The organism is Epilithonimonas sp. UC225_85 (genome assembly GCF_042695135.1).
Classification (GTDB): domain Bacteria; phylum Bacteroidota; class Bacteroidia; order Flavobacteriales; family Weeksellaceae; genus Epilithonimonas.
Genome location: NZ_CP170547.1, coordinates 3,587,358 through 3,612,211 on the forward strand (window position 1 = coordinate 3,587,358; position 24,854 = coordinate 3,612,211).

The 24,854-nt window shown below is 37.1% G+C and carries 23 protein-coding genes; 13 read left to right on the plus strand and 10 right to left on the minus strand.

Annotated features, from left to right (window positions below):
- Positions 1–345, minus strand: coding sequence for a phosphomannose isomerase type II C-terminal cupin domain (locus tag ACFJGY_RS16370; RefSeq protein ID WP_379966138.1), 345 nt, complete (start codon positions 343–345; stop codon positions 1–3).
- 100 nt (positions 346–445) lie between these two features.
- Entirely contained in the window at positions 446–1,195 is a 750-nt protein-coding gene (locus ACFJGY_RS16375) for a hypothetical protein (protein WP_379966141.1), read from the minus strand.
- Positions 1,196–1,480: 285 nt separating this feature from the next.
- Here ACFJGY_RS16375 and gltX point away from each other — a divergent pair, with 285 nt between their 5' ends.
- Both gltX and ACFJGY_RS16385 read left to right on the plus strand, forming a co-directional pair.
- Positions 1,481–2,989 (plus strand): glutamate--tRNA ligase, encoded by a 1,509-nt coding sequence (gene gltX, locus ACFJGY_RS16380; RefSeq protein ID WP_379966144.1) that lies wholly within the window; start codon positions 1,481–1,483, stop codon positions 2,987–2,989.
- Positions 2,990–3,053: 64 nt separating this feature from the next.
- The gene (locus ACFJGY_RS16385; protein ID WP_379966147.1) at positions 3,054–4,010 is read left to right on the plus strand and encodes an acetyl-CoA carboxylase carboxyltransferase subunit alpha; all 957 of its coding nucleotides are present in this window, start codon (positions 3,054–3,056) and stop codon (positions 4,008–4,010) included.
- 307 nt (positions 4,011–4,317) lie between these two features.
- Here ACFJGY_RS16385 and rpsB read toward each other — a convergent pair whose 3' ends face one another.
- The 3 genes from rpsB to rplM form a co-directional block, all read right to left on the minus strand.
- A complete protein-coding gene (gene rpsB / locus ACFJGY_RS16390; RefSeq protein ID WP_379966150.1) occupies positions 4,318–5,079 on the minus strand; it encodes a 30S ribosomal protein S2 in 762 nt (253 codons plus the stop codon).
- 179 nt (positions 5,080–5,258) lie between these two features.
- Positions 5,259–5,645, minus strand: coding sequence for a 30S ribosomal protein S9 (gene rpsI / locus ACFJGY_RS16395; RefSeq protein ID WP_379966153.1), 387 nt, complete (start codon positions 5,643–5,645; stop codon positions 5,259–5,261).
- Between the two features lie 5 nt (positions 5,646–5,650).
- Positions 5,651–6,106 (minus strand): 50S ribosomal protein L13, encoded by a 456-nt coding sequence (rplM, locus tag ACFJGY_RS16400; protein WP_379966156.1) that lies wholly within the window; start codon positions 6,104–6,106, stop codon positions 5,651–5,653.
- A 213-nt stretch (positions 6,107–6,319) separates the two neighbouring features.
- On the opposite strand from rplM, the gene ACFJGY_RS16405 reads away from it, so the two are divergent.
- On the plus strand, positions 6,320–7,414 hold the full coding sequence (locus ACFJGY_RS16405) for a DUF3667 domain-containing protein (protein ID WP_379966159.1): 1,095 nt from the start codon (positions 6,320–6,322) through the stop codon (positions 7,412–7,414).
- 52 nt (positions 7,415–7,466) lie between these two features.
- Here ACFJGY_RS16405 and ACFJGY_RS16410 read toward each other — a convergent pair whose 3' ends face one another.
- The gene (locus tag ACFJGY_RS16410; protein ID WP_379966162.1) at positions 7,467–7,799 is read right to left on the minus strand and encodes a hypothetical protein; all 333 of its coding nucleotides are present in this window, start codon (positions 7,797–7,799) and stop codon (positions 7,467–7,469) included.
- Positions 7,800–8,065: 266 nt separating this feature from the next.
- Between ACFJGY_RS16410 and pncB the strand changes: the two genes are divergently transcribed.
- The 6 genes from pncB to ACFJGY_RS16440 all read left to right on the plus strand — a co-directional run bounded on the left by pncB (position 8,066) and on the right by ACFJGY_RS16440 (position 16,527).
- Positions 8,066–9,241, plus strand: a complete 1,176-nt coding sequence (pncB, locus tag ACFJGY_RS16415; protein WP_379966165.1) for a nicotinate phosphoribosyltransferase — start codon at positions 8,066–8,068, stop codon at positions 9,239–9,241.
- Positions 9,242–9,430: 189 nt separating this feature from the next.
- Positions 9,431–9,922 (plus strand): T9SS type A sorting domain-containing protein, encoded by a 492-nt coding sequence (locus ACFJGY_RS16420; protein WP_379966168.1) that lies wholly within the window; start codon positions 9,431–9,433, stop codon positions 9,920–9,922.
- Positions 9,919–12,555 carry a carbohydrate-binding domain-containing protein gene (locus tag ACFJGY_RS16425; protein ID WP_379966171.1) on the plus strand — a complete coding sequence of 879 codons (2,637 nt, stop codon included), beginning with the start codon at positions 9,919–9,921 and terminating at the stop codon, positions 12,553–12,555. Before ACFJGY_RS16420 ends, ACFJGY_RS16425 begins: the two co-directional genes overlap by 4 nt.
- 223 nt (positions 12,556–12,778) lie before the next feature.
- A complete protein-coding gene (locus ACFJGY_RS16430) occupies positions 12,779–13,264 on the plus strand; it encodes a BON domain-containing protein (protein ID WP_379966174.1) in 486 nt (161 codons plus the stop codon).
- 2 nt (positions 13,265–13,266) lie between these two features.
- On the plus strand, positions 13,267–13,683 hold the full coding sequence (locus ACFJGY_RS16435; protein ID WP_379966177.1) for an SH3 domain-containing protein: 417 nt from the start codon (positions 13,267–13,269) through the stop codon (positions 13,681–13,683).
- A gap of 135 nt (positions 13,684–13,818) precedes the next feature.
- Positions 13,819–16,527: an outer membrane beta-barrel protein gene (locus ACFJGY_RS16440; protein ID WP_379966180.1), complete on the plus strand. Its 2,709-nt coding sequence runs from the start codon at positions 13,819–13,821 to the stop codon at positions 16,525–16,527.
- A 184-nt stretch (positions 16,528–16,711) separates the two neighbouring features.
- Here the strand turns inward: ACFJGY_RS16440 and ACFJGY_RS16445 are convergent, their stop codons facing one another.
- Complete coding sequence (locus tag ACFJGY_RS16445; protein ID WP_379966183.1) at positions 16,712–17,680, minus strand: glycosyltransferase family protein; 969 nt, start codon at positions 17,678–17,680, stop codon at positions 16,712–16,714.
- A gap of 71 nt (positions 17,681–17,751) precedes the next feature.
- Positions 17,752–18,576 (minus strand): UDP-2,3-diacylglucosamine diphosphatase, encoded by an 825-nt coding sequence (locus ACFJGY_RS16450; protein ID WP_379966186.1) that lies wholly within the window; start codon positions 18,574–18,576, stop codon positions 17,752–17,754.
- A gap of 461 nt (positions 18,577–19,037) precedes the next feature.
- Between ACFJGY_RS16450 and ACFJGY_RS16455 the strand changes: the two genes are divergently transcribed.
- The 3 genes from ACFJGY_RS16455 (at position 19,038) to ACFJGY_RS16465 (ending at position 22,171) form a co-directional block, all read left to right on the plus strand.
- Complete coding sequence (locus ACFJGY_RS16455) at positions 19,038–20,273, plus strand: dicarboxylate/amino acid:cation symporter (RefSeq protein ID WP_379966189.1); 1,236 nt, start codon at positions 19,038–19,040, stop codon at positions 20,271–20,273.
- Between the two features lie 512 nt (positions 20,274–20,785).
- The gene (locus tag ACFJGY_RS16460) at positions 20,786–21,889 is read left to right on the plus strand and encodes an Mrp/NBP35 family ATP-binding protein (protein WP_379966192.1); all 1,104 of its coding nucleotides are present in this window, start codon (positions 20,786–20,788) and stop codon (positions 21,887–21,889) included.
- Positions 21,890–21,919: 30 nt separating this feature from the next.
- The gene (locus ACFJGY_RS16465; RefSeq protein WP_034969612.1) at positions 21,920–22,171 is read left to right on the plus strand and encodes a NifU family protein; all 252 of its coding nucleotides are present in this window, start codon (positions 21,920–21,922) and stop codon (positions 22,169–22,171) included.
- Positions 22,172–22,209: 38 nt separating this feature from the next.
- Here ACFJGY_RS16465 and ACFJGY_RS16470 read toward each other — a convergent pair whose 3' ends face one another.
- Together ACFJGY_RS16470 and ACFJGY_RS16475 are read right to left on the minus strand one after the other, a co-directional pair.
- A complete protein-coding gene (locus ACFJGY_RS16470) occupies positions 22,210–22,548 on the minus strand; it encodes a YkvA family protein (protein WP_379966195.1) in 339 nt (112 codons plus the stop codon).
- Positions 22,549–22,642: 94 nt separating this feature from the next.
- Positions 22,643–23,659, minus strand: a complete 1,017-nt coding sequence (locus tag ACFJGY_RS16475) for an NAD(P)H-dependent glycerol-3-phosphate dehydrogenase (protein WP_379966198.1) — start codon at positions 23,657–23,659, stop codon at positions 22,643–22,645.
- 210 nt (positions 23,660–23,869) lie between these two features.
- On the opposite strand from ACFJGY_RS16475, the gene ACFJGY_RS16480 reads away from it, so the two are divergent.
- The gene (locus ACFJGY_RS16480) at positions 23,870–24,757 is read left to right on the plus strand and encodes a M23 family metallopeptidase (protein WP_379966201.1); all 888 of its coding nucleotides are present in this window, start codon (positions 23,870–23,872) and stop codon (positions 24,755–24,757) included.
- Positions 24,758–24,854 lie beyond the last annotated feature (97 nt).

A 24,854-nucleotide genomic window follows, 5' to 3' on the forward strand; every position in this document is an offset into this window, starting at 1 on the left:
TTACTCTCTATCATATTCATCCTCCAACCTCACAATATCATCTTCACCAAAGTAAGTTCCTGTCTGCACTTCTATGAAAATGACCGGCTTGTCGGTAAGGTTCATGATTCTGTGTTTTGCTCCAAGAGGAATGAAAATGCTTTGTCCGTAAGCTAAAGGGATCTCCTCCCCGTCTAACACGATTGTTGCATTTCCTTCAATGATTGTCCATTGTTCCTGTCTTTTATAATGAAATTGGTAGGATAATTTCTGTCCGGGGTTTACTTCGATTCTTTTCAATTTATAGTTGGGCTCATCTGCTAATACAAAATATTTACCCCAGGGTCTTTCGCCTATTTCTAACATAGTTTTTATTTTAATCTGCAAAAATACAATTTCGAAAAAGATTATCCAAATACGAATTTCGTCCTAAATTGAAATAACCTTTTCCAAGAATCGTGTTAATTTATCTATTATTGTTAGAAGCCCATATTGATTCGCCTCCAGATCCATAAATTACAAGATTTCCGTCATCTTGCATTTTAAGCGTAGTTCCGTTTTTGCTTCCTGTTCTTGAACTGAAAACCGCTTGACTTCCTCGATCATAAACCACGAGATTGCCATCATTCTGAAACTCAGCCCTGATGCCTCTATTTGCAGTTTTAGCATCCCAAAGAACATTATTATTTGTATCATAAACTACCAGATTGCCATCTCTTTGAAAAATCAGATAAAAAGATCTATTGGGAGAATATACTCTGTCATTAACTACAAATCGATATCCCTTGTTAATATTATTATTTTTTGGATTCCAACTACCGCCATTATTAACTTTATTATCAATCGAAGACCATACAGGACTATTATTTTTATTATAAATTACAAGATTTCCGTCGTCCTGTAATCTTAACACGTCGCCTCTATTCTGAGTATTGCTACTAAAAACAGCTTTGCCGGATCGATTGTAAATCACAAAATTACCGTCCGCCTGAAACTGAGATTTGTTTCCCAGATTAGCCGTTTTAGAATCCCAAACCGAAGAGTTGCTTCTCGTATTGTAAATCACAAGATTGCCATCATCCTGAAAAATCATATTGTAGGATCTGTTTGGTGAATAATATTTTTTATTCTTGAAGAACTCCTGACCCGAATAAAAATTCTGAGAAAACAAGCCCAGACTTATAAAAAGCATTATAAAAAAAAATATTTTTTTCATTTCATCAAAGTTTATTTGTTGTAGTGTAAAGTTAAATTTATTTTTTAAACACATCCATCATTATTTCTCGTCACAATAAAATTTTACTTAAGATTTAGAGGAATAAAATGATATACTAAACACCATAAACACTTTTAAATTTCTTAATTTTGCACCACAATTTTTTCAGTCATGAACTTGGCTTTAAAATAATTATTTGATATGAAATCGCCGTTAACCAAAGTAATAAGAATTCAAGGCATTACAGCGATTGCATATGACCATTAAAAAAATATAAACTTACATATGAAAAAAGTAAGAGTGCGATTTGCACCCAGCCCAACCGGCGCTTTACACCTCGGAGGCGTGAGAACGGCTTTGTATGATTACCTTTTTGCCAAGAATCAAGGCGGAGAATTTGTGCTTAGGATTGAGGATACCGATACTGCAAGATATGTTGAAGGTGCAGAAGATTACATCATGAATTCTCTGGAATGGTGCGGAATTATCCCGGACGAGAGCCCGAGAGTTGGCGGACCATACGCTCCTTACAGACAATCGGAAAGAAGAGACATCTACGACAGATATAAAGATCAGATCCTGAAAACAGATTATGCTTATCTCGCTTTTGATACACCGGAAGAATTGGATGCAATCCGTAAGGAATTTGAAGCTAAAGGTGACGTATTTTCTTATAATTATCAGACAAGACAACAATTAAAGAACAGTATTTCACTTTCTCAGGAAGAAGTCCAGAAATTGCTGGATGCAAACATTCCTTATGTGGTTCGTTTCAAAATGCCGGTTGACAGAATATTGAATCTTCAGGATATCATCAGAGGAAATTTTTCTGTGAATACAAATACTTTGGATGATAAGGTTCTGATCAAAAATGACGGAATGCCGACTTATCATTTTGCGAACGTAGTAGATGATTTCGAAATGAAAATCTCTCACGTAATTCGTGGTGAAGAATGGTTACCAAGTATGCCTTTGCACGTTTTATTATATGAAGCAATGGATTGGGAAACTCCTGAATTTGCTCATTTATCATTAATTCTAAAACCGGAAGGTAAAGGAAAATTAAGTAAAAGAGATGGTGCAAAATTCGGATTTCCAGTTTTTCCGATGAACTTCAAAGATCCTGAAAGCGATGAGATATGGAAAGGTTATAAAGAATCCGGTTATTTCCCCGAAGCTTTCATCAATATGACTGCATTATTAGGTTGGACTCCGGCAAACGACAGAGAAATCGTTTCTATGGATGAGATGATTGCTGAATTTGACCTTCATAAAGTCCATAAAGCAGGCGCAAGATTTGATCCGCAAAAGGCAAAATGGTTCAACCAAGAATATTTGAAACTGAAATCTGACGAAGAAGTTTTGGTTTTATTGAAAGAAATTGATGAAGTAAAAGCGTTGAATTTTTCTGATGATAAACTTTTGAAGATTGTTTCATTAATGAAAGAAAGGGCAACATTCGTTATTGATATTTACAACGATGGAAAATTCTTCTTCGAAGCACCAACTTCTTATGACGAAAAAGCATTGAAAAAAGCTTGGAACGATACAACTTCCGCCATTTTGAAAGACTTTGCTGCTAAATTGGAAACTTCAGAATTTGATTCTGAAACTTTGAAAGAAGCGATTCATCATTTTGCTGAAGAACATTCTTTGGGAATGGGAAAAGTAATGATGCCACTTCGATTAGCATTAGTTGGAGGACTGAAAGGTCCTGAGGTTCCGGATATTATGAACATTATTGGCAAAGAAGAAACTTTGAAAAGAATAGAAAAAGCAATTGCAGAAAATTAATTGTCTTTTTCAAAATCGATTTATAAAAAAAACATTATTTTTGAGGGTTTAATCCAAACAAAGCATGGAATATTTAGAATTTGAACAGCCTGTAAAGGAATTGATAGATCAGTACGAAAAATGTGTGCAACTGGGTACAGAAAGCGGCATTGATGTAGATGAATCCTGCAAAAAGATCAAAACAAAAATAGAAGAAACTAAGAAAAAAATATACGGAAATCTGACGCCCTGGCAAAGAGTTCAGCTATCAAGACATCCGGACAGACCTTACACCTTAGATTACATCAATGGTTTGGCAGACGAAGGGAGTTTTGTAGAACTTCACGGTGACAGAAATTTCGGTGATGATCCTGCGATGATCGGTGGAATTGCCAGCATCAGCGGAAACACTGTAATGCTGATCGGAACTCAAAAAGGAAGAACTACCAAAGAACGCCAGCACAGACGTTTCGGAATGTCGAATCCTGAAGGTTACAGAAAGGCTCTTAGATTAATGAAACTCGCTGAAAAATTCAATATTCCTGTAGTAACTTTGGTTGATACGCCTGGGGCTTATCCGGGACTGGAAGCTGAAGAGCGCGGACAAGGTGAAGCGATTGCCAGAAACATCTTCGAAATGTGCTCTCTTAAAGTGCCAATTATTACCATCATCATTGGTGAAGGTGCAAGTGGTGGCGCATTGGGAATTGGTGTTGGGAACAAGGTCTATATGATGGAAAATACTTGGTACTCTGTGATCTCTCCGGAAAACTGTTCAGCGATCCTTTGGAGAAGCTGGGAATATAAAGAAACTGCGGCCGCAACAATGAAACTGACGGCAGACGACATGCTGAAGCAAGAGTTGATTGACGGTATCATTCCAGAGCCATTAGGAGGTGCGCATTATGACGCTGCAACTACTTATGAAAATGTGAAGAAAGTATTATTAAAAGATATTAAAACATTATCTAAACAAGCTCCAGAGAAATTGGTGAATGACCGTCAGGAGAAATTCATTGCGATGGGAGAATTCAAAGGGTAAACTCTGAATTTTAAAATATAATATTAAGTCTCACAAATTGTGGGGCTTTTTTGTTTTCAATTAGGAAAGTTGAATTGCACGCAGCCCGACTTGAGTGGAGCTCTTTTTTGCATTGGGAAAGCTGTGGCAAAAAAAAGCGGGAACGGAAGGCGGAAAAGCTGCCATAAAAAATATATTAAATAGGTTTCGACGAAGTCAAATAGCTGCCCAAATATTTCTAAAGATTACTAATAGTTAAATATTATCACAAAAAAAAGCGGCTTCAAAATTTGAAGCCGCTTTTCTATTTTTAGAAAAAATCTTTTGATTATTCTGCGTCGAAATCTGCGTCTTTGTCAGCAGTTACTACTTCACCTTCTTCTTTAGATTTTTCTTTGTCTGCTTTTCTTTGAGATAAACCTTCTTTGATAGATTCTGAAACTACGCTCAACAACATATCAATAGATTTAGAAGCATCATCATTTCCTGGGATTACGAAATCCACTTTTCTTGGATCTGAGTTAGTATCTACGATACCGAAAACCGGGATACCCAATTTTTTAGCTTCTGTAACTGCGATGTGCTCTCTCATAATATCAACTACGAAAATAGCTGAAGGAAGACGAACCATGTCTGAGATAGAACCTAAGTTTTTCTCAAGATTTGCTCTTTGACGATCAACTTGTAATCTCTCTTTTTTAGATAAAGTTTCGAAAGTACCGTCTTTCTTCATTTTATCGATAGAGTTCATTTTCTTAACTGCTTTTCTGATCGTTACAAAGTTTGTAAGCATACCACCTGGCCATCTTTCTGTAATATAAGGCATGTTAAGTTCAGCAGCGTGTTTTGCTACTACTTCTTTCGCTTGCTTTTTAGTCGCTACGAAAAGAACTTTTTTACCTGCAGAAGTTAATTTTTCCAAAGCTACACAAGCCTCGTCCAATTTAACAGCTGTTTTATGTAAATCTACGATGTGAATACCGTTTTTCTCCATGAAAATGTATGGAGCCATATTTGGGTTCCACTTTCTAGTCATGTGACCGAAGTGTACGCCAGCCTCTAAAAGGTCTTTTACATTTGCTTTTGCCATGTTTTCTTGTTTTTTGTTAGTTTACTTTCCGCTTTTCTGCAATCAACTTTACTTTAGATGGGAGTAAAGTTTGGATGCTAAACGTAACGGGCAATATTTAAGTGAGATTAAAAGACTTAAGGATTTGAGATATGAGACTAATAATCTTCCATCTCTTTTCTCTCCGTCTCTTGTCTGGATTAACGTTTTGAGAACTGGAATCTCTTTCTTGCTTTTTTCTGACCGAATTTCTTTCTTTCAACCATTCTCGCATCTCTTGTAAGCAATCCGTGTGGCTTAAGAAGCAAACGGAATTCTTCGTTGATAGCGCATAATGCTCTAGAAACCCCTAGTCTGATAGCTTCAGCTTGTCCAGTAATCCCTCCTCCGAAAACATTAACTTTAAGATCATATTGATCAACAGTTTCTGTCAACAAAAATGGCTGATTCACTTTATAAACCAAAACATCCGTACAGAAATAAGTTTTAGCATCTTTACCGTTGATGTTAATAACGCCAGTTCCTGGCTTAACAAAAACTCTTGCAACAGAAGTTTTTCTTCTTCCGATTTTGTGTACTGTAGACATATTAATTATTTGAATTCGTTAACATTGATTACTTTAGGCTGCTGCGCTTCATGTTTGTGTTCTGTTCCCTCATATAAATAAAGGTTTTTGAACAAAGCAGAACCAAGTCTGTTTTTAGGAAGCATACCTTTGATAGATCTTTCCAAAACTTTCAGTTCGTCTTTTTTCTTAAGCTCCTCAGCAGTCATAAACTTCTGACCACCAGGATATCCTGTATGCCAGATGTAAGTTTTATCTGCCCACTTGTTTCCGGAAAGTGTCACTTTCCCAGCGTTCAAAACGATTACATTGTCTCCGCAATCTGCGTGAGGTGTAAAATTCGTTTTGTGCTTACCTCTCAAAATCTTTGCAACGGTAGAAGCTAATCTTCCCAACGGTTGCTCAGCAGCGTCTACAACAACCCATTCTTTATTTGCTGTAGCCTTATTTGCCGATACTGTTTTGTAACTTAATGTATTCACAATTTATCGTTTACGATTAAACATAATTTTCCCTTACGGGTGTGCAAAGGTAGCAAAATTTTTTCGCCTGAAAAATTTATCCGTAAAAAAGATTTTAATTTTCTAATAATTAATGAGTTATTAAATAGAACTTCCTTTGAAATCTTTAAAATTAATTAATATGAAGACTATTATATAAGACTGCTTTTTTATATTTTTGAGGAAAATTCTAAAATGAGTCACGGAAAACTGAGAGAAGAAAAAGACTGCCTGAATTGCGGACATCTGGTCGAAGAAAAATACTGTCCTAATTGCGGACAACAGAATATCCAGACCAGACAGCCTTTTCATTATCTGTTTACTCATTTTGTAGAAGACTTCACGCATTACGACGGACAGTTTTGGGGAACTTTGAAAAATCTGTTCTTTAAACCGGGAAAACTGACGAATACTTATCTGCAAGGAAAAAGACAGCAATTTGTTCCACCTGTAAAGCTTTATATTTTTGTCAGTTTTATCACATTTTTTCTGTTCGCTTTATTTCCGCCTTTTGATATAAATTTTGAAGGAAAAGGCACTACAAAATTAATGTCTGAAAAAAGCAAAATTTCTGAAATACAAAAGCAACTTGATGATTATAAAAGCAAGGAAAAATTAGGAGAAAAAGACAGTATTTATGTTGCAGAGCTAAATGCCATTCTTAAGGATTCTACCAAAGTTGATGATATAGAGGGAACTTTCGATATGAACAAATCGTTGGATCACGATATTAATGTTTCCGGATATAACAACAGAAAATCCTATGATTCTGCGATTGCCAAAAATCCTTCTTCCTTTGATTTTATTAAAGTTCCGTTTGCTCATAAATTTTTTGAACTAAAAGAAAAGGGCGTCAAAAAAGGAGATATTCTTAAAAATCTTTTTGAAACATCTTTTCATAACCTGCCAAAAGCACTTTTCATCTATCTGCCGATTTTTGCCTTGTTTTTATGGATATTCCACAACAAGAAAAAGTGGTGGTATTTTGACCACGGTATTTTTACACTTCATTATTTTTCTTTTCTTTTACTTAATATTCTTATTTTTTCATTTTTAAATAAACTGTCTGACTCAACGAATATTGGCTTTATTAGCAACGTTATCTATTTTATAATGATCGTCATGTTAATTTACAGCGCCGTCTATTTCTTTATTGCACATCGTAATGTGTATCATTCCCACGGAATTGTAAGTCTAATAATTGGCTTTATATTATTTACAATAAATTTTATGGCATTTATGTTCCTGGTGACCGGACTTGCTATGATAAGCTTCCTGATGATTCATTAAAAAAAAGCCGGATTTCCTGAGAAGTCTGGCTTTTTAAATTATATTATTAAGGTTAATACCTCAACGATTTGCTTTCCCGGAAACTTGCTATCATATAATAAGCTACGAAAACCGTAGAGAATTTGATGATGGAAGAAATGGCCGTTTCAAAATCAAAACGAATTAATCCTAAAACAACCAGGAAAATAATGCCTATAAAAGAAATTCCCATTTTCTTCGGCAAAGGCCAATCCGGATGGTCAACGAAATAAGCCAATCCCCAGCCAATTCCAAATGCTGAAGCCACATAAAGTTCTACCCAGAAATCCAACGGACTTCCTGTAATCCGTCTCAGGAAAAAACTAATCAACGTTCCGACCACAAAATACATCAGCGATTTTACCATTTCAAATAATTTTTTGCAAAAGTAAGAATTGTAAACTTTATGATATGGAAATTATGGACACTAACGCAAAGATTAAATATGAAAATAATAAGATTTAAGTTTTTTGAAGTATCTGTATCTGTAAGCAGATCCATAAAACATCAGCTTAATAACGAAGAATTCGTTTCTCTTTTTTTTTAAAAATATTAAGTCATTCATTCAAAACCTTTGCGTTTGTAAATAATCTCCTCAACAAAATTCCTTAGATTTGTGTAAACGATATTTTTATGCGCGAGGTTCGGCTGAATTCTATTCTGGATAATGACTTTTACAAAATCACAATGCAAAATGCAGTCGTGAAATTATTTACCAACGAAATTGTAAAATACGAATTCATCAACCGAGGAAAACACGAGTTTCCGGAAGGTTTTGCAGACGAACTCAGAAAATCTGTCAACGCAATGGCAGAACTGAAACTCACTAAGGACGAAAAAAAATATCTGAAAGTCACTTGTCCATATCTTGCTCTTCCCTATCTCGATTTCCTGGAAGGTTTTCATTACGACCCATCTGAAGTAAAGATTGAACAGCATGGAAATGAATTAAAAGTTTCTGTTGAAGGACTTTGGTACAGGACCATTCTTTGGGAAGTTCCTTTGCTGGCGCTCATCAGCGAACTTCATTACGAAATGAATCATCTGGAAAGACAAACCAACGAAGAAGTCATCGAAAAAACCGTTGAAAAAGCAAAACATCTGACGGAACTCGGTGTCCCATTTGCAGAATTTGGGACGAGGAGAAGACATTCTTATAAAGTTCACAGATTGGTAATGGATGCTTTGATTCAGGATAAAAAATCAACTTTTACCGGAACTTCGAATGTTCATCTGGCGATGCTTTACAACGTAAAACCGATTGGAACGCACGCCCACGAATGGTTTATGTTCCACGCGGCGGAATTTGGTTTCAAGATGGCGAATTCTATCGCGTTGGAAAATTGGGTGGATGTTTACCGTGGTGATTTGGGCGTCGCACTTTCCGACACTTACACGACGGAAGTTTTCTTCCAGCAGTTTGATAAAAAGTTTGCAAAGTTGTTTGACGGTGTTCGTCACGACAGCGGCCACCCTTTGGAATTTGCGGACAAAACCATTGCGCATTATCAGAAACAAGGAATTAATCCACTATTCAAATATATTATTTTCTCAGACGGACTAAATCTCGAAAAAGTTGAAGAAATCACGAATTACTGCAAAGGAAGAATCGGAATTTCTTTCGGAATCGGCACCAATCTTACGAATGATGTTGGCCTGAAACCAATGAATATAGTAATGAAACTCATCAGCGTAAAAGGCATTAATAACGAATGGATTCCAACCGTAAAACTCTCCGATGAAAAAGGAAAATACACGGGTGACCCGAAAATGATTGAGCTGGCGAAGGAGTTTTTGAGGATTAAATAACATTGACATCAGATAATAGAATTTAGATATTATTAGACTGAAAATAAAGCGCATATAAATATCATTATCCAATCATTACCTCAATAATCTTATCAATAATTCCAAAAACCGACACATTTTCTTAATTCTCCGCATTTATTTTCATTGCGAAACCACTTAATTTATTTTTGTTCATTAAAATAATTAAAAATGAACAATAACTATCACTTTTTCAGTAAAGTGTCTTTTATTTTTCTAATGTTTGTCGGAGTTTTCACTTTCGCACAAACAGGTGTTAAAATAAAATATTACACTGGAACTGAGCAGGGTTTCAATGTTTCGGCATCAGGGAAACTTTATTTTTCGGGAGACAATCTTCTCGTAAAATCTGAAGCCAATGCTACTGAAACTAGCATTCCTGTAAGCATCATTCAGAAAATCACTTTTACGGACGAAGTTTTGGCGACTCAGAATATTGGTCTTAATAAAAGTAATCTTCAGCTTTATCCAAATCCTTCCACAGATTATATCAGAATCAAGTCTGAGGTAAAATCTCTGGATGTGAAAATCTACAGCCTTGAAGGAAAATTATTGGTTTCTGGAACTTATAAATCTGACGAAGATATCAATGTTTCTAAACTAAACGCTGGTGTTTACCTAGTTCAGGCGAATGGTGTAACGATTAAATTTATTAAAAAATGAGAAAGTATATCTTATTAATAGTAATGATGCTTTTCTCTTTTTCGATGAAAGCTCAGCAAAAAGTGGTTATTCACAATTCCGGAAATACGATGTATGCTTCGCCAATTGCTTCGGTTGACAGCATCAAATTGGACAACACCTATTCGAAATTCAAATTGAGCGGACAGACCAGCACTTTGGATATCAGAAAATCGGTTATTGATAGTTTGACTTTTACAAACAATGCTGTAACGCTTGACAAAATTTACATTATTTATAATGGAACGGATAACGCAACGATTATCAATCCTTATTCTACAAGCGGTGTAACTATCACGGCAACAGGAGGAACGGTTGCGGTCACTTCAACTTCAACAACCAGTAATTTGGAGTACAATCTATTGGGAACAAGCACAAGCGGAAGTCTGACAATGAGTTCTACTTCGCCTGCAAAATTTGTATTTAATAATCTTAATCTGACAAATGCATCCGGACCAGCAATCATTGTAACAGGCGCGCAAACGAACTCTTTTACTTTACAATCCGGAACAACGAGTTCACTAACTGACGGTTCTGCAAATACCAAAAACGGTGCTTTACAAACCGACGGAAAAATTATTTTCACAGGAACAGGAACGCTTAATATTAATGGTGTTAAAAAACACGGCATTTCAACTTCGAAAGATATCGAAATCCAAAATGGAACTATTAAAATAACTGGCGCAGCTTCTGACGGATTACATTCCGAAGGTTTCACAATGAGCAACGGAACTTTGAATGTAACAGCAACTGCTGATGCCGTTGACGCAGGCGATGCGGCAGTTTCAATTTCTGGAGGTTCGATAACCTCAACTTTGACTTCGGCTGATGTGAAGGGAATCAAAACCGGAAGTAACACCATCAATATTTCCGGCGGAACCATTAATCTGATTTTAACAGGAGCTCAATCCAAAGCGATTAGTGCAAAAGGCAACATCACAATCAGCGGGGGAAATATTACAGCAAATCTTTCTGGAGCGGCAGTTCTTACGGCTTCCGGAACCGGATTTGACCCTTCCTACTCTACTGCAGTTAAAACAGATGGTGTTTTGACGGTGAGCAATGCGACTATTAATTTGACTTTAGCTTCAACTGCAAACGGCGGAAAAGGAATTTCGACAGGTAAAGAAATTAACATTAACAGTGGAAACATTACAATTTCAACAGCTGGAAACGGGGCAGCTTATACCAATACAACTGGTGTCGCAGATTCTTATGCTTCGGCTTCAATATCTTCTGATACTGATATCAACATTCTTGGAGGAACCTTGGTTTTAACTAATTCCGGAACAGCCAGCAAAGGAATCTCAGCAGACGGAAATGTAACAATCTCCGGCGGAAGTACGACTGTCAATCTTTCAGGAGCAATTTTATTAAATGCATCCGGAAGCGGATTCGACCCATCCTATCCAACAGGAATCAAAGCAGACGGAAAAGTTAGCATTTCCAATGGAACAGTTACTGTAACCGGAACTGCAACCGCAACCGGAACAAAAGGAATCTCTGCCGATGCCGATATCGAGATTTCCGGAGGAACAATCAATATTACAACAGCCGGAGCTGGTGCAAAATACACAAACACGACAGGCGCAACAGATTCTTATTCTTCAGCGGCAATTTCCGGCGATGCAAACGTGATTATCAGCGGTGGTTCTTTGACGACGAACAGTTCAGGAATCGCAGGAAAAGGAATCAAATCTGACGGACAAGTAACCATCGGAACAGCAACTGGAAATCCAACTTTGAAAATCACAACAACCGGCGCACGTTTATTGGTTTCTGGGACAGATTATTCTCACCCAAAAACATTGGTCGCAGCGGGAGCAATAGTGATTAATAACGGAAATAATACCTTCACTTCAACTGATGACGGAATTCATTCTGATGTTTCCGTGACAATCAATGGCGGAACGAATACCGTTTCTGCAATCTCTGCAACTTCTGGTGTCGGAGAAGGTGTTGAAGCACCTTTGATTACTTTCGCAGGTGGCGTAAATAATATTACTGCTTCCAACGACGGAATTAACGCGACTTACGGAACAGTTTCCGGCGGAACTGAGTCTAATGATGGAAGTAATCTATTTATCACAGGCGGAATCAATATCGTGACAGGAAGTGATGCAATTGACAGCAACGGAAACATCACCATCACCGGCGGAACAACCATCGTAAACGGACCGACAAGCCAGCCGGAAGAAGGCATCGATTACAACGGAACTTTCCTGATGAACGGCGGAACTCTTATTTCTGCAGGTTCCAACGCAAGTATGACAAAAGCGATGGGAACAGCTTCTACGCAAGTAAGTATGTACATCAAATCTTCTGCCCAATTGGCTGCAACATCTTTGCTTCACATCGAAAATGTTGCAGGAACAGAAATGGTAACCTTCAAACCGAAAAATGCAGTTTACTATTTCCATTTCTCTAGTCCGAACTTGGCAAAATCTACTCAATATAAAATCTATTTCGGCGGAAGTTACACTGGCGGAAGCTTTGCAGGTGGCGCCACCGCTTGGGGATTATACACGGGCGGAACTTATTCTACAACCGGAGCAACATTGAAAAGCACCACTACAACGTCTGCCTCCGCAACAGTGAATACCATTTCTTTTTAATAACTATTTATTTTTATAGTGGGAATACAGATTATCTGTGTTCCCATTTTTTATTTTAAATAAACAACTCTGTTAATTTTTATATAAAGTTAATTTCTGTATTGAAAAAAAAATTAATTTTACCATTAATAGAAGTTTAAAATTTTAAGATCGGAAATTATGATACACATTATTTTTGGCATTGATTTTACTGCTTAAAAAAAACATAAATTAATTTAATACAATGAGAAAAACATTTAAAATTGCTGCTCTTGCCTTAATGGTTTCAATGACGGCTGTTTCTTGTAAAAAGAAAGTCTCTGATGCAGAATTGACATCACAGGCAACCACTGTAATCACGGCTTATCCGGGAACTTCTGTTGAAGTGAAAGAAGGACAGGCTCACCTAAGTGGCGTTTTCGCAACCGAAGCTGACAAACAAGCAGCCATCGATGCTTTGAAAAAAGTGGAAGGTGTGAAAGATGTTCACGATATGGCAACTGTAGCACCAATGGCAACTGCTCCGGCTGTTGAAGTCAATACTGTTGATGCAGCAGTTCTAACAAAAGTAAACACAGCACTGAAAGACATCCCAGGTGTGAAAGCTGAAGATGTTGCAGGAACTTTGACATTGACAGGTACTACAACTTCTGCTAACGCCAGAAAAGTAAAAGAGTCTGTAGATGCTTTGAAAATTGGTAAATACGATAACAAAATAACAGTTAAGTAATTATGAGCTTACAAGATAAATACGCAAGTGTAGTGTCTGCAGCTCAGTCTGCTGGACTTTCCGACCTTTCTGTTCAGGAACAGGATGGTATTTTGTACATCACAGGAAAAACAACAAACAGCGCTTCAAAAGATTCAGTTTGGAATGCTTTGGGTGCTATAGATTCTTCTTATACTGCAACAGATATTAACATCGATGTTCAGGTTTCCGGATTGACAGCTGGTGCTTCTTTAACTGTTGCAACAGATGAGTCAAACCTTAATATCCGTCAGGAACCTTCTACGGATGCTGCTGTTGTAGGAAAAGCAGCTAAAGGTGAAACGGTAACTTTAGTTGAGCAATCTTCTGACGACTGGTGGAAGATCAAAACTGCTGACGGTGAAGAAGGTTATGCTTATGCAAGATATTTGAAAGCTTAATCTTATAAAGATTTAATAATAACGAAACCTCTGATTTTTCAGGGGTTTTTTCTATTTTTGGACTTAGCATTTAACATAATCTTTATTTTGTATCTAACACCTAAAGCCTGTTATCTAATCTGGTAAAAACTACTAATGAAGAAACTCTGGATCCTCTTTATTTTAATTTTCCTGAAACTGAATGCCCAAACCTACGCCATCAGTGGAAAAGTGACCGACGACAATGATTCTTCTTTGGAAAACGCGACGGTCTCATTAATCAAACAAAAAGATTCTTCCATCATCAATTTTACTGGAACTAATAAAAACGGGAATTTCAGCTTTAAGGTTCCAATTCAGAATGAGCCTTCGTTTTTACAAATCACGGGTGATAAACTCAAAACTTATTCTAAAAAATTCGAGGTCATTAATAAAAATGAAGAACTTGGAAACATCAAACTCATAAAAGATTTAGTAACGAGTATCGAAGAAGTTAAGATTATAGTTTCGCCTGTCAAAATCAAAAAAGATACAGTTGAATACACAGCTTCCTATCTTAAAGTAAAACCTGATGCAAAAATCGATGAATTACTAAAAGAAATTCCAGGTGTGGAAACCGATGAAGATGGAAAAATTACTATTAATGGAAAACCTGTCAACAAAATTCTCATCAACGGGAAACCATTTTTCAATAAGGACGGAACGATTGCTTTGCAGACTTTCCCCGCAGACATCATCAAGAAAATTCAATTCACAACTTCGAAAACCAAGGAAGAAGAATTCACTGGAAGAACGCCAAAATCCGACAGTATGACGGTCAACTTCAATATCGATGAAAAAAATAACAAAGGAAATCTCAACAATCTGAGTCTCGGCTACGGCAGCAACAAACGGTATGAAGGCAATCTTTTTATGACAAGATTCCAGAAAGACAGAAACATTGCCTTGATTGCTGCATCAAATAATATTAATACCACAGGATTTTCCGTAGATAATTTCTTTGACAGCGGAACCAAGAGTAAAAATTCGGCCGTGAATGGCCGGGCCGTCAATAGCGGAATTCTGCGAACTTCGATGATTGGAATCAATTATGCGGATAAAATCGGGGACAAACTGGACTTGGAAAAACTCAGTCTGCAATACAACGACAGCAATCTGGAAACTTATTCTAAAACGTCGAGAACCACTTTTCTGCCGGATTATAAACTGGATAAAAACTCGGAACGAAACGGAAATTCGGACACTCGGAAATTCAATACGAGTACGGATGCTAACATTAAAATTGATTCGCTGACAGACGTTACAATTTCTGCCAATTTTGCGAACACTTCGGTTGATAATGTCAGCGACAGCAATACTTTCACACTTCGAGACGATGAAAATCTGAACAGCAGCAAAAGTTCTGTAAGAGGAAGTTCCGAGAACAACAACTTCAGTCCGACAATCGGTTTTACGAGAAGATTCAAAAATGAAAGACGCTCGCTTTCGGCATCCATCAATAATACTTTTGCGCAAAGTGTGAACCGGAATTATAATCTTCAGGAAACTTTGTTTTTTCAAACGCCGGAAGATAATGATTACCGAAATCAGTTCTCTCAGACCAAAAATTCGAGGAATACATTTGGAGCTGACTTCAAATATTTTGAACCAATCTCTGACTCAGCGACAGTTTCTCTGGAAATGAATTTTGACCATCAGAATCTGAGTAATGAAAAAATAGTAAATGATTTTGATATTAATTCAAATGAATACTCAAACTATAATTCGCTATTATCTAATACATTAAATCAAAATAATGATTTCCTGAATACGGAAATCAATTACAACCTCAACAAAGAAAAGCTGAGTTTCCGCGCTGGTGCCAACCTTAATTATTCGAAACTTGACCTTAATTCGATTTACAATCAGGAAAATACTCCGCTCAAAAAGAATTTTGTGTTGCCCGAATATAGTTTGATGCTCCAATACAAATTCACGAGAAGCAAGAGTCTGAGAATTACGAACAACGCCAACTACACGATTCCGGCGGCAATGGAACTGAATCCTTTCGTTGATATTTCCAATCCATTAATCACCGTTCAGGGAAATAAATATTTGAAAAGTACGTGGCAAAACTCAACGAACATCAATTATAATTCTAATGATGTAGCGAGAGGAATTAACTTTTTTGCCTCGATGAATTTCAGTTATATCAATAATGACATTGTGGATTTTTCTTACTTTGATGAGTCCGGAAAACAGTTCAGCACTTACGCCAATATCAGCGGAAACAAGCGTGCAAACTTCAACACGTCGTTTTCCAAAAGTTACAAATGGAACGGAAACCGTTTGAGAATTGCACCGACTTTCTCAACAAGTTACAGCTACAGGAAAGGTTTTGTGGACGCCACGCAATTTACCAATGATATTTACACGCTTTATCCAAGATTAAATGTAACGCTCAATTGGAAAGATATTATGGATGTTCGTTCGTCTTTCGGAATCAATTATTCCTATTCTCATTATACTAATTACGGTTTGGACAAAACGAAAATCGCCAATCAAAATATCAATCTTGGAACGACCAATTATTTTCTGAAAAAAGACCTTTTCTGGGAAAATGACTTCCGGTATGCGAACAATTCCAACATCTCTGCAGGTTTCAACCGAGCGTCCTATTTTTGGAATTCGAGTTTGACTTATCAGTTTTACAAGAAGCAGGTGATGTTGAAATTCAAAGTTTATGATTTGCTGAATCAGCGTCAAAATATCACCAGGACGATTGGCGATAATTATGTGGAAGATAAAGAAGAATTGATTTTGCGCCGTTATTTTATGCTGACTTTGATATTTAAATTCAATAAAATCGGGGGAAGTAAGAGTTGATACTAGTGGAATTTTGAACACTAAACACACTAAGATTTTTGACAAAAAAACTATATTAAGTTCCACAAAGCCGCTTCGCTTAAAGAAGAAATCGTTCCTTTTATCTTTGTTAAGTTTTACGCCTTTGTGAAACTTAAAACACAGTGTAATTAAAAAACTTACTGAGCTCTGTGTTCAAAAAACATCAATACAAAACCTCTTTCGTAATAATACTTTCTATATTATCCGGATAATTGACCTCAATCAAGTTATCAGAATTAATCCATTCCCGAATCTTTATCGGGTCCAGTTTGTCAGAATTGGCAACGCCCATTTTGTCCAGCGCAAAGGCATTACATTCCTGTTCATATTGATTTTCGATTGGGATTACGAATAGTTTTTTGTCCATAAACATTGCTTCCGCAGGCGTTTCAAAACCAGCGTTGCAAAGAATGCCTTCGCAAGATTCGAACATTTCAAGATATTTTTTCTCATCAATCGGGAAAATCTCCACATTGTTGATCTTCTGAATTTGTTTCGCGTATTTGGAGAAAACCTTCCATTTAACATCAATTCTCGTCAGGAAATTAGTAATCACTTCATCCGAAAAACTCGGTAGATAAACCAGATAATGGCCTTGATTTGTTGGATTCAGATTGCGGATTTTTTGTCTGATAACAGGCTTTTTGATGTGTGAATTATAATTTTCAAAATGAAAACCAATTTTCTTTTTGCAAGGCACATAATTATTTAGAATCATACTTCCCAACCAATCTTTTTTCTCAGGTTTTGGCGTTTCCTTAAAAGTCAAAGAAGCCTGATGACTTAGTTCCACAATTGGTAGATTCTTCAGTTTTGCCGCCCAGCCAGTCAATGGTTCAAAATCATTGATAATGAGATCATAAGCCGAAAGATCCAAGTCCCGAATCACTTTTGCAGCTTTGCAGAAATTGTTCTGTAAAAATGTCTTTTTATAAGACAATCCGCCAGTTTTATTGTACAGCAAAGAGATACCTTTGAAACGGAAATCGATATCAAAATCCGACTTCAGCTGCGTCTGATGTCCGCTGATTAAAGTGTCTACCAACGCGTATTTTTTGAGAATCGGGATGATTTCCTGAGCTCGTGCGAGATGTCCGTTTCCTGTGCCTTGGAAGGCATATAATACTTTCATACTTCCTTGATTATAAAATATTTGTGTTTTTAATTGTTATAAATTTGATGAACACTTCGAGAACCTCAGACTTATAAAATCTCTGTCACGATCTTCATCAGTTCTTCACTATTAATTTCTTTCATTTCGTCAGTTTCTTCATCATTCAGATTATGTTTTTCATCTTCATAGACAAAGAGTTTCCATTCGCCATTCTGATATTCCAAGGCTGACAAATTTTCTACCCAATCGCCGGAATTCAAATAAGTGCATTTTCCTTTTTTGCCAATCACTTCACGGATTTGAGGTTGGTGAATATGTCCGCAAATCACATAATCGAAGCTATTTTCTATTGCCAGTTCCGAAGCTGTGAGTTCAAAATCACCGATATATTTCACGGCTTTTTTGACATTGTTTTTAATCTTTTTTGAGAATGAATATTTCTCTCTTCCAATTTTTTCTAAGAACCAATTCACAATATTATTGATGGCAATCAGCAAATCGTAACCTTGTCCGCCCAATTTCGCAATCCATTTGGAATGTTGAACCGATGCATCGAAAACATCGCCGTGAAAAATCCACGCTTTTTTGTCGCCAAGTTTCAGAACGTGCTTGTTACAAAGTTTCAATTTCCCTAACTCGAAATCTGTGAAGTTTCGAAATGCCTCGTCGTGATTTCCTGTGATGTAAAAAACTTCCGATTCCTTTGTTGCAAATGAGATTAATTTCTTGACAACCTTGAGATGCGATTTCGGGAAATATGATTTTTTGAATTGCCAAATATCAATAATGTCACCATTCAGGATCAAAGTTTTCGGACGGATGGAATTGAGATAACGCAATAATTCCTTCGCCTTGCAACCGTAAGTTCCAAGATGGACATCAGAAATAATGACAATTTCAACATCTCTTTTCATTCAAAATCAGATTTATACAAAGAACGATTTCTAATTTGAACTGTGCGTGAATGCTATTTTATATTTATTGATGCGAAACCCGATGAATTTCCTGATTGTCTTAATATTAATTTAAAAAATAAGTGGTTATTCTCTCAAAAATATTAGTTTTGTTCAGTTACAATTTACATTGAGTCTTGCGGTGCTGAGATTTAAACACAAAGCGCACAAGGATTTTTTAAAATTGAAACCGTTTTAGGGTCACAAAGTCGCTTCGCTTGAAATGGTTTGTTTGCATCGTTGTGATTTCAACGCAAAGGTTTTTGATTGCTGAAAACATTTTAAGGAGCAAAGATTTTGCTAAAGCAAATGATTAAGCGAGCGCTTAAACAACGAATTCATTCGTTTCTTTGCACTCTAAATCTTTAAGTCGCAAAAAATAATCTTTGCGTTTAAAAAAAACAAAATTTATAATAAAAGTTATGAAAGGTCAAAATAAACTGTTTATCGCAATTATCGTCGCATTGATCTTGGGCGTTATTTTAGGAGGAATCGTCCACACCAGTTATCCGGAATCAAATGCAGAATTTGCCAAGAACATTAAGTTGCTTGGAACCGTTTTTATCCGACTGATTCAGATGATTATTGCGCCGTTGGTTTTCTCAACCCTGGTAGTTGGAATTGCAAAAATGAGCGACATCAAAATGGTGGGACGTGTTGGGACAAAGGCGATGCTTTGGTTTATCACTGCATCTTTGGTTTCATTGTCGATTGGTTTGGTTTTGGTAAATTGGCTGGAACCCGGTCACGTGACGCAGCTTCCGATTCAGGATGTTTCTTCTGCTTCTGATATTGTAAAGAACAGCAAAGGATTTTCTATGGAAGACTTTGTGACACACATCATCCCGAAAAGTTTATTTGAAGCTTTTGCTACTAATGAAGTTCTTCAAATCGTAGTATTTTCCGTAATGTTTGGGATTGCGCTTTCTACGATGGGCGAAGAATATACGAAGCCAGTCATTAAAGGTTTAGATATTATTGCTCACGCCATTTTAAAAATGGTGGGTTATATTATGTGGGTTGCACCATTAGGTGTTTTCGGAGCGATATCTGCGGTGGTTGCTACTAATGGTTTTGAGATTTTCAAAGTTTACGCCATCTATTTACGGGATTTCTTTTTTGCACTCGGAATTCTTTGGCTGGTGCTTTTGTTGGTTGGTTATATGATTCTCGGCAACAGACTTTTCGAATTGTTGAGAAGAATCAAAGAACCCTTGTTGATTGCATTTTCCACCACAAGTTCCGAAGCGGTTTTCCCAAAATTGGTAGAAGAACTGGAAAGATTTGGTTGCAACAGCAGAATTGTTTCGTTCATTTTGCCTTTGGGATATTCATTCAATCTGGACGGAAGTATGATGTATATGACTTTTGCCTCGATTTTTATTGCTCAGATTTACGGCATTGATATGCCACTTGGACAGCAAATCATTATGCTTTTGGTCTTGATGCTGACGAGTAAAGGAATCGCCGGCGTTCCGAGAGCAAGTCTGGTAATCATCGTCGCAGCTTGTGGAATGTTTGATATTCCGGTGGAAGGCATTGCCTTGATTTTACCAATCGACCATTTCTGCGATATGGGAAGAAGTATGACAAATGTATTGGGTAATGCGTTGGCGACGTCTGCGGTGAGTAAATGGGAAGGGCAGTTGGAGAGCTAAAAATGTCAAATTTTGATAGAAGTAAGTTTTCAAAAATTATTCACTTAACTACTTATGAGGCACTTCGACTCCGCTCAGTGTGACATCTAGTAACACAAGCTTTTTCACTGTCAGTCTGAGGCTCTCGAAGACTTTATAAATCCAAATTCCATTGTTCGATGAAATTCTTTCAGAATGACAAAATTGTGTTTTATTGACAAAGCTTCGATTGATGTCGAAACCCCTAGCCCTAATGGTAGTGGAAATCCTTTTTTGCGTGGGCTTCGAGAACCTCAGCCTGACAAAACGTGAAGCAAAAAAGATTGCAACGGACAGCAGGTTCCCGGCTCCTAATTGAGTTGGAGTGTGGGAGTGTTTGAGAGTTTTTAATTGATCCTTATCTCTCGAACGCTAAAACTCTCCCACTCAACACACCTGTCAAAAATCATCAGCATAGACAAAATCACAAATCGTATTGATTCTAAATTAATTTTAAAATCCGTAAATTTGCAGGATTAAGAATCAAAATTTTTATGCTGACGAAATCAAAGGTTCAGGATTTCCTGAAAGAGATAGAAGTGGAAGACCTGGTAAGTAATTTTCAGGTAATGGGAGACGATATTTATATTGATATGACATCCCACTCTCCGGCAATGCACGAGAAAAAGAAACTGGAAGTTGCTATGAAGCAGGCATTTGCTTCGGAATTTGGAGAGCAAATCAATCTTAAACTGAAGATTACTTCTCCTGAATTGCCTGCAACGCCAGTAAATGAAATCAAAGGAAAGCAAATCGCCGGAATTCAAAATATTATTGCCATCGCTTCCGGAAAAGGTGGCGTTGGGAAATCTACGGTTGCGGCAAATCTTGCAGTAACATTAGCAAAAATGGGGTTCAAAGTTGGATTGCTGGATGCGGACATCTACGGACCATCTGTACCGACAATGCTTGATACAGAAGGTCAAAAACCAATCTCTGTAGAAGTAAACGGCAGAAACCTGATGAAACCAATTGAAAATTACGGTGTAAAAATGCTGTCAATCGGTTATTTCTCTGGTGCAAACCAAGCGGTTGTATGGAGAGGACCAATGGCTTCCAAAGCTTTGAATCAGATGATTCGTGATGCAGATTGGGGCGAATTGGATTTCTTGTTGATTGACCTTCCTCCGGGAACTGGAGACATTCATTTGTCTATCATTCAGGAAGTTCCGGTGACGGGTGCTGTGATTGTGAGTACGCCCCAACACGTTGCTTTGGCGGATGTGAGAAAGGGAATCGCGATGTTCAATATGGAAAGTATCAATATTCCGGTTTTGGGATTGATAGAAAATATGGCTTATTTCACACCGGAAGAGCTACCTGAGAATAAATATTATATCTTTGGCAAACAAGGTGCTCAGTTTATGGCTGAAGATTTGGGGATTCCCGTTTTGGGAGAGATTCCATTGATTCAGAGTATCAGAGAAGCGGGTGATGTTGGAAGACCGGCGGCACTTCAGGAAAACTCGAAGATTTCTGAGATTTACACCAAGACTGCTCAAAATATGGTAGAAAGTCTTGTTGAAAGAAACAAAAATCTGCCTGCAACCGAAGCTGTAAAAATTACAACGATGGCTGGTTGTTCTCCGAAAAAGTAATTCGGAGTCATTAATAGGAAAATATATAAAATGGATAATAATACAAATCAAATTCAGGAAGAACTGGTAACCAAGGTGATGGATGCTTTGGAAAGTATCCGCCCGTTTTTGCAGAAAGACGGCGGCGATATTGAATTGGTTGACGTTCAGGAGAAGAAAGTATTCGTAAAACTTTTGGGAAGCTGCTCTAGTTGCGGCATCAGTAGTTCTACGATGAAGCTGGGTGTGGAAAGCACCATCAAGCAACACGCTCCGGAGATTGAAGAAGTCATCAGCGTTTAAAAATAAAAGTCCCGACTCAGTTTTGAATCGGAATTTTTTTATTCTACTATTTCCGCATCTTGAATTTCGCGGTTGCCTTTTCTGAGTTGGCTTTCCCAAAGCAGAAACTTATCCACTTCTTTCATTAGCATTGGAATCGCCAAGGCCAATATTGCCAGATCATCCAAAGCACCTACAACAGGTACAAAATCCGGAATGATATCAATTGGCGAGATGACATAGATTAACGCCAAAGCGGGAATCAAGACATCGGTGAATTTCATTTTATATTCGCCTCTGTACCATAATTTGAACATCCGGTACACGGAAGGAATCTTTTGCAGAAATCCTTTGTGCTTGATGGCTTCCTGAGCCAGTTTCAATTTTGAATATTTCATTTTTTGTGTTTGTTTTTATTTTTCGACTTATCAAATTTCGCAAATTCTATTCCAATCACTTAATAGAAAATCGTAATGTTTTGTTAATTAATCACTAGGTCAACTTATCCGTCAGTTTTGCAAATTGTTTCTCTGCACTTTTTCCTTCGTAAAGGATATCATAAACCGCATTGATGATAGGAAGTTTCAACTTTTTCTCCTCACAAATGGAATAGATACCTTTCGTGGCGTAATAACCTTCTGCAACCATACTCATCGATTGGATAGCAGATTTTACAGTATAACCTTTTCCAATCAAATTCCCCAGACTTCTGTTTCGCGAGAATAATGAATAAGCCGTAACAATCAAATCGCCCAGATAAGCACTGTCATTCACATCTCGTGGTTCAGGATAAATAGCTTCCAAGAACGTTTCCATTTCGCGGATAGCGTTGGACACATAAACTGCTATAAAGTTGTCTCCATACCCCAAGCCGCTGGCAATCCCCGCTCCTATCGCATAGATATTTTTTAAAATCGCAGAATATTCGTTACCCAAAATATCGCAGCTTGTATTGACTTTAATGTAATCAGAAGACAAAATGCTTTGTAAGACTTCAGAATCTTCTTTCTGAGCAACAGCAACAGTTAAATACGAAAGCCGCTCCATCGCAACTTCTTCTGCGTGACAAGGTCCGGCAATCACCGCTTGATTTTTGAATCCAATCTTGAATTGATCTTTTAAATAATGTGCAACGATATCATTATGTTTGGGAACGATACCTTTAATAGCAGAACAGAATAATTTGTCCTGATATTCGCACGTCATTTTCTCCATAGTTTCCGACAAATAAATCGAAGGAACTGCCAGAATGATAACATCACAATTAGAGACCAACTCATTGATATCTGTTGTGATCTGTAATTTTTTGAGGTTGAAAGAAACAGTTGTGAGATAGGTAGGATTGTGTCCACGTTGCTCGATGGCGCCCTTCACAAACTCGTTGCGAACACACCAATGAACGGTTTTACAATTTTCGATCAACATTTTCACAATGGCTGTGGCAAAACTCCCACTTCCCAAAACGCCTACACGTACATTTTTAGATGATTTAGTCAATTTCTTACTCATACTTTTTCTGCATTTTCATTTGTAAATATCTATTACTTTCCAAGGTTACAAATCTAATGTAATTTGTTAATTTACATAAATCTAATTTCCGTTTTCTAAAAATTTAAGAATAATTAACTTTTATTGATGATAGATGCTTCACAAAACATTATTAATACTCATAAAAATAAAATTTCCTTACTTTTGCAGTCCATTTTAAAAAAATAATTGATGGTCAACTATCTCAAATCGAAAAAGAAAAAAAACATAGTTCTCATTTTGCTGTTAATTGCTTGTTTTGTTCAGGCTTTGATCATTGCAAAACTTTATAATGGTGTTGATGATAAAGTCTATCAGGTCAATCTTGTCAAGATCAATAACGAAAAGGACAGCATTGATCATCTTCAGCTCAAAACAGATTTGGCAATCGTAGATCAAAGTATCCGAAGTATCGATGGATTTCTGAAATCAAAAAATGTATCTGATCTAAGGATTGAAAAACTCGCAAAAGACAGTCTTCAAAACGAAGTTTATCTGGCAAAAGTTAGCAACCGATACAGCCAATATCTCATCGACCTTGAGCAAAAATTACAGCAAGTTCCTCTTGGAATTCCGACAGACGGTTATATTTCTTCCAACTTCGGCATCAGAAAGAACCCAATTCCTCCAAAAGCTGATCCTTCAAAAATTGAAAATCAATCCAACATTTCTGAAGAAAAAGATAGCTTAGGGAATGTGATCAAAAGACAAGCGATCGTAAAAGAAGATAAAAACGCCTCTAGCAACGCACCAGCTGAGAAAGACCAAATGCAGTTTCATAAAGGTCTTGACATTGCCGTAGCTTACGGAAGTCCGGTGAAATGTGCTGCTGCAGGAAAGGTGATTTTTGCAGGTGTGAAAGGTGGTTATGGAAACTGTGTCATTGTAGAACACGGCAATGGTTTGGCAACGCTTTACGGACATCTTTCGGAGCTTTTGGTTGAAACCAATGACAGAGTAAAAGTCGGACAGATCATTGCAAAATCCGGAAACACGGGTCGATCTACAGGACCTCATCTTCATTATGAAGTTCATAAAAACAATCAACCTATCAATCCGAGGTTATTTTTGAATTTTTAATTGGTTTTAAATGTCTTCGAGAACCTCAGCAGACAATTTTGAAGCTTCGAGAGCTTCAGCATACAACTAATACTCTCTGCACTTTAAACATAAAAAA